We start from the raw sequence: 9,002 nt of genomic DNA, 5'->3' as shown, positions 1-9,002 counted from the left end.
ATCGACACACTATTGAGTTCTCAAAGAACACACGCACACACGATCTCCCGGGCTCTTAGTCCCGCTCGTTCGTGAGGCAACTTTTACAGCTTAGCCCCGTCCGCGCAGCGAAACCAAATCCGCTGGTTGGCTGGGAGCTAGTGTGATCATCAGGCGAAGCTCGTCTCACCGGAGTCGGTGTCCGTGTCGCTCTGACCTGGAATAAGTTACGTGTTGGTTGTTCGCATGTCAAATCGCCTGTTCAGGACGGGTTTTCGCGAACCCGTCCCGACACCGGCTGTTCAGTCCGCGGTTCCGACCCGTTCGATCCGGGCTCCGAGCGAGCGCAGATTCTCCACGAAATCCGGGTAGCCACGATCGATGTGGAAGACATCGTGGACCTCGGTGACACCGTCGGCGACCAGACCCGCGAGCACCAGACCCGCGCCGGCGCGAATGTCCGACGACCACACCGGCGCCGAGGACAGTCGCGGAATCCCGCGCACCACAGCGTGATGCCCGTCGGTGCGGGCATCCGCGCCCAGGCGGATCATCTCTTCGACGAAGCGGAAGCGCGCTTCGAAAATGTTCTCGGTGATCATCGAGGTGCCGTCGGCGATCGCGGCCAGGCCGATGGCCATCGGCTGCAGATCGGTGGGAAACCCGGGGAACGGCAGGGTCGAGAAGTTCACGGCGCGAGGGCGATCCGCCTGCACCACGCGAAAACCATCCGGTTCGAACGAGATTCGCGCGCCCGCGGAGCGCAGCTTGTCCAGCACCAGGGACAGGTGCTTGGGGTTGATGCCGGTCACCCGAACGTCGCCGGTGGTCATGGCGGCGGCGATACCCCAGGTCGCTGCGACGATGCGGTCGCCGATCACGCGGTGGGTGGTCGGCGAGAGCTTGTCCACGCCCTCGATGGTCAGCACCGAGGTGCCCGCGCCGGAGATCTTCGCGCCCATCCGCGCCAGCATGTTGCAGAGATCCACGATCTCCGGTTCACGCGCGGCATTGTCGATGACCGTCTCCCCCTCGGCCAGCACCGCGGCCATCAGGATGTTCTCGGTCGCGCCGACCGACGGGAAGTCCAGGCGAATCCGGGCGCCCTGCAGCTCCTCGGCGCGCGCCACCAGACAGCCGTGCTCGATCTCGGAGGTCGCGCCCAGCAGTCGCAGACCGGCCTGATGCATGTCCAGCGGACGCGAACCGATGGCGTCACCGCCCGGGAGCGCCACCACGGCCCGCTTGCAGCGCGCCATCAGCGGACCCAGCACACAGACCGAGGCACGGAACTGGGTGACGGCCGGGAAGTCCGCGTGGTATTTCGGTTCCGGCGGCGTCACGATGGTCACGGTCTCGTGGTCCACGGTGACGTCACATCCGAGACCGCGCAGCACCTCGGCCATGAGCGGCACGTCGAGGATGTCCGGGCAGTTCGTGATGGTGGTCGTCCCCTCGGCCAGCAACGCGGCGGCCATCAGCTTGAGGACGCTGTTCTTCGCGCCGCCTACCGCGACCTCACCGACGAGCCTGCTGCCCCCGGTCACCAGAAACCGTTCACTCACGGGGGTCAGCCTAGTGGTCCTCTCTCGCGCTCGCGGCGTCTCCGCCCGGCCGCCAAAGTATGTCGCCGTCCGGATTGGCGACCCGGCCGAGGATGAACAGCAGGTCGGACAGTCGGTTGAGGTATTTGGCGGGCAGCGCGTTCGTGTCGTCCGGGTGCGCCGCGACCGCGGCCCACGCCGAACGTTCGGCGCGTCGCGCCACGGTGCGGGCGGTGTGCAGCAGTGCCCCCAGCGGTGTGCCGCCGGGCAGGATGAACGAATTCAACGGCGCCAGAGGCTCATTGAACTCGTCGCACCACTTCTCGAGGCGGTCGATGTAGACCTGGGTGATGCGCAGCGGCGGGTACTTGGGCTCCGCGACAACGGGCGTGGACAGGTCCGCGCCGGCGTCGAACAAATCGTTCTGTATGGAACGCAGCACACCGAGCATCCGCTCGTCCGGCTGCCCGAGCGCGATGGCGACACCCAGTGCGGCATTGGTTTCGTCACAGTCGGCGTAGGCGATCAGCCGCGGGTCGGTCTTGGCCACCCGCGAGAAATCGCTCAGCCCCGTGGTGCCGTCGTCGCCGGTCCGCGTGTAGATCCGCGTCAAGTGAACGCTCACAGGGTCACACTATCCGGCGCGGCGGCGGCGAATTCGCTCGGAGGGCCGGGATTCGACCCAGGAGAGGAAGGCGGCCATGGCGCCGCGGTCGAGTGCCAGCTCGTAGCTGCCGTCACCGTCGGAGACCTGGACGATGACCTCGTCGGTCATGATGTCGTACTCGTCGTCCTGCGGGGACCGCCGCGGGCCCACCTCGATGGCGAGCCGGCGCATGGTGGAATCCGGGCCGAGCTTGAGGCTGGAGAGTTTGTAGAAGAGGAGCGTGTCCTCGTCGTAACGGATCAGGCCGTGCCGCCAGCCCCCGCCGTGGCCGCGGGCGGGCAGCACGCGCAGCAGGGCGGCGGTTCCGCCGCGGCGCAGCATCACCAGGCGATACGTCGAGGCCAGGGCCAGGCCGACCAGCAGCAACACCAGAATGATCAGAAGCCACATCCCGGTTTGCAATGCCGCTCCGTCCCTTCACATCCGCGTTGCTGTCGATCACTGACCGGCCGACGGCCGTGCCCCGCTTTCGGTCGATAGTAGCGACCGCGGAAAGGCGAAGTCCGGCCATCCACCGAATGTGACGTATGCGCTGATCAGCAGGGTGCAGAAGATATATCAACCAATGACGAACGAGCGCGCCTCGGCGTAACCGCCGCACCCGTTCACCGCGCAGGTCTCGTCCGTCCAGCCGACGTCGGTGTGCGGGCGGGAACCTTGTTGTTGCCCCTCGGGCAACCCAAGGCAGGGGCTATGTCGCCGGGCAGATTGTGGCAATGGCGCCGAGCAGGTTGTGCTGAGTCGCCTGCGTCATGTCGGTCGTATACCCGCCGCTGTCGCCGTAGTTCGTTCCGCCGATATCCACCTGGCAGCCGACCGCATAGCCGGTGTGCATCGTGGCGGGAGACCCGAAAGCACTTCAATAGCCGGTACTTTGCCGAACGCTTCAGATCACATCCGGGGACCGGTGAATTCATTCAGCCACGTTGAGTAACCAAGGTCTCAATTACGGCACAAAGTATCCGAAAACCTGGGCTGCTTACCAGTTCCCGGCGGCAAGAGCCGAACGCGCGACCCGCTGAGCGGGATCGGCGATGGCCGTAAACTGGAACACGTTCTTATGCTCCGGACAATTGGGATGTCTTGGAAGGAGATTCCGTGGAAATTACCGCTGCGGTGGCCCGGGGAGCGGACGTGCCGTTCTCGATGGAGACCCTCACCCTGGAGGAACCGCGACCGGGCGAGGTGCTGGTGCGTATCGTCGCGTCCGGGGTCTGCCACACCGACCTGGTCACCAAGGGCGTGTTTCCCGCCGATTTGCCGATCGTGCTCGGTCACGAGGGTGCCGGGATCGTCGAGCAGATTGGCTCGGAGGTAACCGGAATCGAAGTCGGCGACCATGTTCTGCTCACCTATGCCAGTTGTGGAACCTGTTCGCGATGCACCAACGGGCTTCCGCCCTATTGCGAGAATTTCGTCATTCTGAACACCTCGGGCGGACGCGCGGATTTCACCTCGCCGCTGAGCAGTAATGGCGAACGCGTGATGGGCGCGTTCTTCGGGCAATCGAGTTTCGCCACCCACGCACTGGTGCCGGCGCGCAGTGTCGTGGTGGTCGACAAGGACGTGGACCTGGTGGCCACCTCCCCGTTCGGGTGCGGTGTGCAGACCGGTGCGGGCGCGGTCGCCAATGTCATGAAGCCGGGGCCGAACGACTCGCTGGCCATCTTCGGCGTCGGCGGCGTGGGGATGGCGGCACTGATGGCGGCCCGTGCCATCGGCGCGGGAACCATTGTCGCCATTGACCTTTCCGCCGATCGGCTGGCCGTGGCCAAGGAGCTCGGCGCGGACGTCACCATCGACGGCGCGGCCGAGGACGTGGTGGCGCAGATCGTCGCGGCGACCAACGGCGGCGCGAACTTCGCGCTCGACACGACCGCCCTCAATGCCGTCATCGCCAAGGGCCTGGAGGCGTTGGCCCCCATGGGAACTCTCGTGCTCGTCGGGCTGGGAGAGGCCAGCATGGACCTCGAAATCGGCCACCTCACCGGCAACGGCAAGGCTGTCCGGGGCTGCATCGAGGGCAGTGGCGATCCGCAGCAATTCATTCCGCGACTGCTGCAGTGGCATGCCGAAGGCAAGTTCCCGATCGAGAAGATCAGCAAGACCTACGCCTTCAGCGATATCGACGCCGCGGTCGCGGACGCCCACCACGGCACCACGATCAAGCCCATTCTCACCTTCCAGTGAGAACGACATACTCGCGCGCGGCTCGATGCGGGCGCGAGTGCGGGTCGGTGTGAACGCGAAAAAGCGGCGGCCCCAGGGATTTTCCCTGGGACCGCCGCTCTCGGTTTCAGCGCCGGAAGGCTAGGCAGACGCCGCCTTCTCGACCGCCCGCAGCTGGCCCTGTGCCTTGGCCAGCGCGGCCGGGCTCGCATCCGGGTCGGCGACAACGGCCTTGGCGGCCGCCTCGTCGATATCGAAGGCGAAATCGGCGGATTCGGCCAGCACGCGCACCGAAGTGGCGGTGACCGAGAAGAACCCGCCGTGCACGGCCACGACCACGCGCTCGTCATCGTCGGACACGATGGTCACGGTGCCGGCCTCGACCAGCTGCCCGAGCAGCGGTTCGTGGCCGGCCAGGATGCCGATCTCACCCTCCGTGGTCTGAGCCGAGACGAACTTCGCCCGGCCCGACCACAGCAGCCGCTCGACGGCGACCAGATCAACTGACATATCCGCCATGGTGGACTACTTCCCGGCGATCTTCTTCGCAGCAGCCTCGACGTCGTCCAGGCCACCGCAGGAGTTGAACGCCTGCTCCGGCAGGTGGTCGAACTCGCCCTTGCAGACCCGGTCGAAGTCGTCGATGGTCTGCTCCAGCGGCACGACGGAACCCTCCTGGCCGGTGAACTTCTCGGCCACGATGAAGTTCTGGCCCAGGAACTTCTCCAGGCGACGGGCGCGACCGACGAGGACCTTGTCCTCCTCGGAGAGCTCGTCCATACCCAGAATCGCGATGATGTCCTGGAGTTCCTTGTACTTCTGCAGGATTCGCTTGACCTCGTTGGCCACCCGGAAGTGACGCTCGCCGACGATCGAGGCCTCGAGGATTCGCGAGGTCGACGACAGCGGGTCGACGGCCGGGTAGATGCCCTTCTGCGAAATCGGACGCGACAGCTCGGTGGTGGCGTCCAGGTGCGCGAAGGTGGTGGCCGGCGCGGGGTCGGTGTAGTCGTCCGCGGGCACGTAGATCGCCTGCATCGAGGTGATCGAGCGGCCACGGGTCGAGGTGATGCGCTCCTGCAGCTGACCCATCTCGTCCGCCAGGGTCGGCTGGTAACCGACGGCCGAAGGCATACGACCCAGCAGGGTCGAGACCTCGGAACCGGCCTGGGTGAAGCGGAAGATGTTGTCGATGAACAGCAGAACGTCCTGGTTCTGCACATCGCGGAAGTACTCGGCCATGGTCAGGGCCGAGAGGGCGACGCGCATACGCGTCCCCGGCGGCTCGTCCATCTGGCCGAAGACGAGGGCGGTGTCCTGGAGGACGCCCATCTCTTCCATTTCCAGGTGCAGGTCGGTGCCCTCACGGGTGCGCTCACCGACGCCCGCGAACACGGACGTACCGGAGAACTCACGCGCGATACGGGTGATCATCTCCTGGATCAGAACGGTCTTGCCGACACCGGCGCCACCGAACAGACCGATCTTGCCACCCTTCACGTACGGGGTGAGCAGGTCGATGACCTTGATGCCCGTCTCCAGGATCTCGGTCTTGCCCTCGAGCTGGTCGAAGGCGGGCGGCTGGCGGTGGATGCCCCACTGCTCGCCGTCGCGGCCCAGGCCGGGGGTGTCGAGGCAGTCGCCGAGCGCGTTGAACACGTGGCCCTTGACGACGTCGCCGACGGGCACCGAGATCGGCTTGCCAGTGTCGCGCACCTCGGCGCCACGGATCAGACCGTCGGTCGGCTGCATCGAGATGGTGCGAACGATGTTGTCGCCCAGGTGCTGCGCGACCTCGAGGGTCAGGGTCTTGGCCACGGACGCGAGCGCGATGTCCACGTTCAGGGCGTTGTACAGGTCGGGAATGGAACCGCGCGGGAACTCGACGTCCACGACGGGTCCGATGACGCGGGCGACACGGCCTGTGCCGACCCGGGTTTCAGTAGCTGCGGTCATTGGTTCTCTTCCTGGGCCTTAGTCGCGGTCCGAGCTCGACGCCAGCGCGTTGGCGCCACCGACGATTTCCGTGATTTCCTGCGTAATCTGTGCCTGGCGCAACGAGTTCGCGGTCCGGGTCAACGAGTTGACCAGTTCCGTGGCGTTGTCCGTCGCGGCCTTCATGGCGGTGCGGCGCGCAGCCGACTCCGATGCCGCCGCCTCGAGCAGCGACGAGTAGATCCGAGTGTTGACATACTTCGGCAGCAGCGCGCCCAGCAGGCGATCCGCGTCCGGCTCGAACTCGTACTGGGCGACCGGCTCCGCCGACGGGGAGTCGCTGAAGCTGTCGGGGCCCATGTCGAAGTTCTCGTCCACGAACGTCACCTGGATCGGCGCCAGGCGACGCACCTCCGGCTGCTGCGACAGCATCGACACGAAACGCGTGTAGACGATGTGCAGTTCGTCGACGCCGGCCATGGTGCCGGCCCCGTTCGGGGACGCCACCTCACCGTCGGATCCGGCCATGAACGCCTCGACCAGGTGGTTGCACGCGGCGGACGCGTCCACGTAGTTCGGCTGCTGGGAGAAGCCCAGCCAGGAGCCGTTCACGGCGCGACGGCGGAAGGTGTAGTACGTCAGGCCCTTCGCGCCCATCACGTACAGCACCGGCTCCTTGCCCTCGGTGCGCAGCGTGGTCATGAGCTCCTCGGCGCGCTTGAGCACGTTGGAGTTGTAGCCACCGCACATACCGCGGTCTGAGGTGATGACCAGAACCGCTGCGCGGCGCGGGTTCTCACGCTCGGTGAGCAGCGGGTGATTGAGATTCCCACTGGCGCTCGCCAATTCGGCGAGCACCTTGGTGATCTCCTCCGCGTAGGGCTTGGCGGCGGCAACGCGGGCCTGCGCCTTGCTGATTCGCGAGGTCGCGATCAGTTCCTGCGCCTTGGTGATCTTCTTGATCGAGCTCACGGAACGAATACGGGAGCGAAGTTCACGCACGCTTGGCATTAGCGGTTCACACTCCCTTCATTCGTCGATTCGGTCATTCGCATGTGCTCGTCTCGATTACTTCTCGACGTGCTTGCGGGTGACGGAAAGAGACTCGACCTCTTCGTGGTCCAGCTGGCCGGCCTCGGCCTCGACGACGCGGGTGCCGTCGGACGCCAGGAAGCCCTGCTTGAACTTGTCGGTCGCGGCCTTGATGGCGTCGGCGGCCTCGCCCTCGAGCACCTTGGCGCCGCCCTGCAGGGCGTCGAAGGAGGACTGCACGGTGGCGTGCAGGCTCTCCAGCAGCTCGGCGTTGAAGCGGCGGATGTCGCCGACCGGGACGGAGTCGTAGTAGCCGCCGTCCACCAGGAACAGCGAAACAACCTGGTCCTCAACCGAAACCGGGGCGTACTGGTCCTGCTTGAGCAGCTCGACCCAGCGCGCGCCACGCTCCAGCTGGGCCAGCGAGGCGGCATCCAGGTCGGAGGCGAAGGCGGAGAACGCCTCGAGCTCACGGTAGGAGGCCAGCTCCAGACGCAGCGAACCGGAGACCTTCTTCATGGCCTTGGTCTGCGCGGCACCACCGACTCGGGACACCGAGATACCGACGTTGATGGCCGGGCGGACACCCTTGTTGAAGAGGTCCGACTCCAGGAACACCTGGCCGTCGGTGATGGAGATGACGTTGGTCGGGATGAACGCCGAGACGTCGTTGGCCTTGGTCTCGATGATCGGCAGACCGGTCATCGAGCCCGCGCCCAGCTCGTCGGACAGCTTCGCGCAACGCTCCAGCAGACGCGAGTGCAGGTAGAAGACGTCACCCGGGTACGCCTCGCGGCCCGGCGGGCGACGCAGCAGCAGCGAGATGGCGCGGTAGGCCTCGGCCTGCTTGGACAGGTCGTCGAACACGATCAGGACGTGCTTGCCCTGGTACATCCAGTGCTGGCCGAGGGCCGAACCGGTGTAGGGAGCCAGCCACTTGAAGCCGGCGGAGTCCGACGCGGGCGCCGCGACGATGGTGGTGTACTCCATCGCGCCGTGCGCCTCGAGCGCGGACTTCACACCCGCGATGGTGGAGCCCTTCTGGCCGATCGCGACGTAGATGCAGCGGACCTGCTTCGACGGATCGCCGGTGGCCCAGTTGGCCTTCTGGTTGATGATGGCGTCGATGCAGACCGCGGTCTTGCCGGTCTTACGGTCACCGATGACGAGCTGACGCTGGCCGCGGCCGATGGCGGTCAGGGCGTCGATGGCGGTGATGCCGGTGGCCATGGGCTCACCGACCGGCTGACGCTCCAGCACGGTCGCGGCCTGCAGCTCGAGCACGCGGCGCTCGTCGGCCTCGATCTCGCCCAGGCCGTCGATCGGCGCGCCCAGCGGGTCGATGACGCGGCCGAGGAACTTGTCGCCCACGGGAACCGAGAGCACGTCGCCGGTGCGGCGGACCTGCTGGCCCTCTTCGATGGTGTCGAACTCACCCAGGATGACGGCACCGATCTCGGTGTCCTCCAGGTTCAGCGCCACGCCGAGGACGCCGCCCGGGAACTCCAGCAGCTCGTTGGCCATCGCGGACGGCAGGCCGCTGATGTGGGCGATACCGTCGCCGGTGTCGGTGACGACACCGACCTCTTCGATGGAGGTCTCGGGGGTGTAGCTCTGGGTGTAGCTCTCGATCGCGCTACGGATCTCATCGGGGGAGATCGTCAGCTCCGCCATGT

9 protein-coding genes are annotated in these 9,002 nt (G+C 66.2%); 1 reads left to right on the top strand and 8 read right to left on the bottom strand.

Going from position 1 to position 9,002, the window contains the following annotated elements; all coding sequences use genetic code 11:
* Window positions 1-281: 281 nt before the first annotated feature.
* From murA to ACFXKA_RS32260, 4 genes are all read right to left on the bottom strand, one after another.
* A complete protein-coding gene (murA, locus tag ACFXKA_RS32275) occupies window positions 282-1,544 on the bottom strand; it encodes a UDP-N-acetylglucosamine 1-carboxyvinyltransferase (RefSeq protein ID WP_354849565.1) in 1,263 nt (420 codons plus the stop codon).
* Between the two features lie 10 nt (window positions 1,545-1,554).
* Complete coding sequence (locus tag ACFXKA_RS32270) at window positions 1,555-2,148, bottom strand: cob(I)yrinic acid a,c-diamide adenosyltransferase (protein WP_379430186.1); 594 nt, start codon at window positions 2,146-2,148, stop codon at window positions 1,555-1,557.
* Window positions 2,149-2,157: 9 nt separating this feature from the next.
* Window positions 2,158-2,580: a DUF2550 domain-containing protein gene (locus ACFXKA_RS32265; protein WP_354849582.1), complete on the bottom strand. Its 423-nt coding sequence runs from the start codon at window positions 2,578-2,580 to the stop codon at window positions 2,158-2,160.
* Between the two features lie 301 nt (window positions 2,581-2,881).
* Complete coding sequence (locus ACFXKA_RS32260) at window positions 2,882-3,025, bottom strand: hypothetical protein (protein WP_379430185.1); 144 nt, start codon at window positions 3,023-3,025, stop codon at window positions 2,882-2,884.
* 263 nt (window positions 3,026-3,288) lie between these two features.
* Between ACFXKA_RS32260 and ACFXKA_RS32255 the strand changes: the two genes are divergently transcribed.
* Window positions 3,289-4,380, top strand: coding sequence for an NAD(P)-dependent alcohol dehydrogenase (locus ACFXKA_RS32255; protein ID WP_379430184.1), 1,092 nt, complete (start codon window positions 3,289-3,291; stop codon window positions 4,378-4,380).
* 120 nt (window positions 4,381-4,500) lie between these two features.
* On the opposite strand, the gene ACFXKA_RS32250 is transcribed toward ACFXKA_RS32255, so the two are convergent.
* The 4 genes from ACFXKA_RS32250 to atpA are packed head-to-tail and all read right to left on the bottom strand — an operon-like array spanning window position 4,501 to window position 9,000.
* On the bottom strand, window positions 4,501-4,878 hold the full coding sequence (locus ACFXKA_RS32250; RefSeq protein ID WP_354849556.1) for a F0F1 ATP synthase subunit epsilon: 378 nt from the start codon (window positions 4,876-4,878) through the stop codon (window positions 4,501-4,503).
* 6 nt (window positions 4,879-4,884) lie between these two features.
* Window positions 4,885-6,315, bottom strand: coding sequence for a F0F1 ATP synthase subunit beta (gene atpD, locus ACFXKA_RS32245; RefSeq protein WP_157388301.1), 1,431 nt, complete (start codon window positions 6,313-6,315; stop codon window positions 4,885-4,887).
* A gap of 18 nt (window positions 6,316-6,333) precedes the next feature.
* Complete coding sequence (locus ACFXKA_RS32240) at window positions 6,334-7,305, bottom strand: F0F1 ATP synthase subunit gamma (protein WP_379430183.1); 972 nt, start codon at window positions 7,303-7,305, stop codon at window positions 6,334-6,336.
* Window positions 7,306-7,362: 57 nt separating this feature from the next.
* Window positions 7,363-9,000: a F0F1 ATP synthase subunit alpha gene (gene atpA / locus ACFXKA_RS32235; RefSeq protein WP_379430182.1), complete on the bottom strand. Its 1,638-nt coding sequence runs from the start codon at window positions 8,998-9,000 to the stop codon at window positions 7,363-7,365.
* Between the last annotated feature and the right edge of the window lie 2 nt (window positions 9,001-9,002).

The sequence above is a fragment of the Nocardia sp. NPDC059228 genome (genome assembly GCF_042754245.1).
Classification (GTDB): Bacteria; Actinomycetota; Actinomycetes; order Mycobacteriales; family Mycobacteriaceae; genus Nocardia.
This window is presented reverse-complemented; position numbering and strand designations above follow the sequence as displayed.

Excerpts from the sequence above, each read along its gene's own strand:
- ACFXKA_RS32265 (WP_354849582.1), bottom strand. The coding sequence starts at position 2,580 with ATGTGGCTTCTGATCATTCTGGTGTTGCTGCTGGTCGGCCTGGCCCTG.
- ACFXKA_RS32260 (WP_379430185.1), bottom strand. The coding sequence starts at position 3,025 with ATGCACACCGGCTATGCGGTCGGCTGCCAGGTGGATATCGGCGGAACG.
- ACFXKA_RS32250 (WP_354849556.1), bottom strand. The coding sequence starts at position 4,878 with ATGGCGGATATGTCAGTTGATCTGGTCGCCGTCGAGCGGCTGCTGTGG.
- atpD (WP_157388301.1), bottom strand. The coding sequence starts at position 6,315 with ATGACCGCAGCTACTGAAACCCGGGTCGGCACAGGCCGTGTCGCCCGC.
- ACFXKA_RS32240 (WP_379430183.1), bottom strand. The coding sequence starts at position 7,305 with ATGCCAAGCGTGCGTGAACTTCGCTCCCGTATTCGTTCCGTGAGCTCG.
- atpA (WP_379430182.1), bottom strand. The coding sequence starts at position 9,000 with ATGGCGGAGCTGACGATCTCCCCCGATGAGATCCGTAGCGCGATCGAG.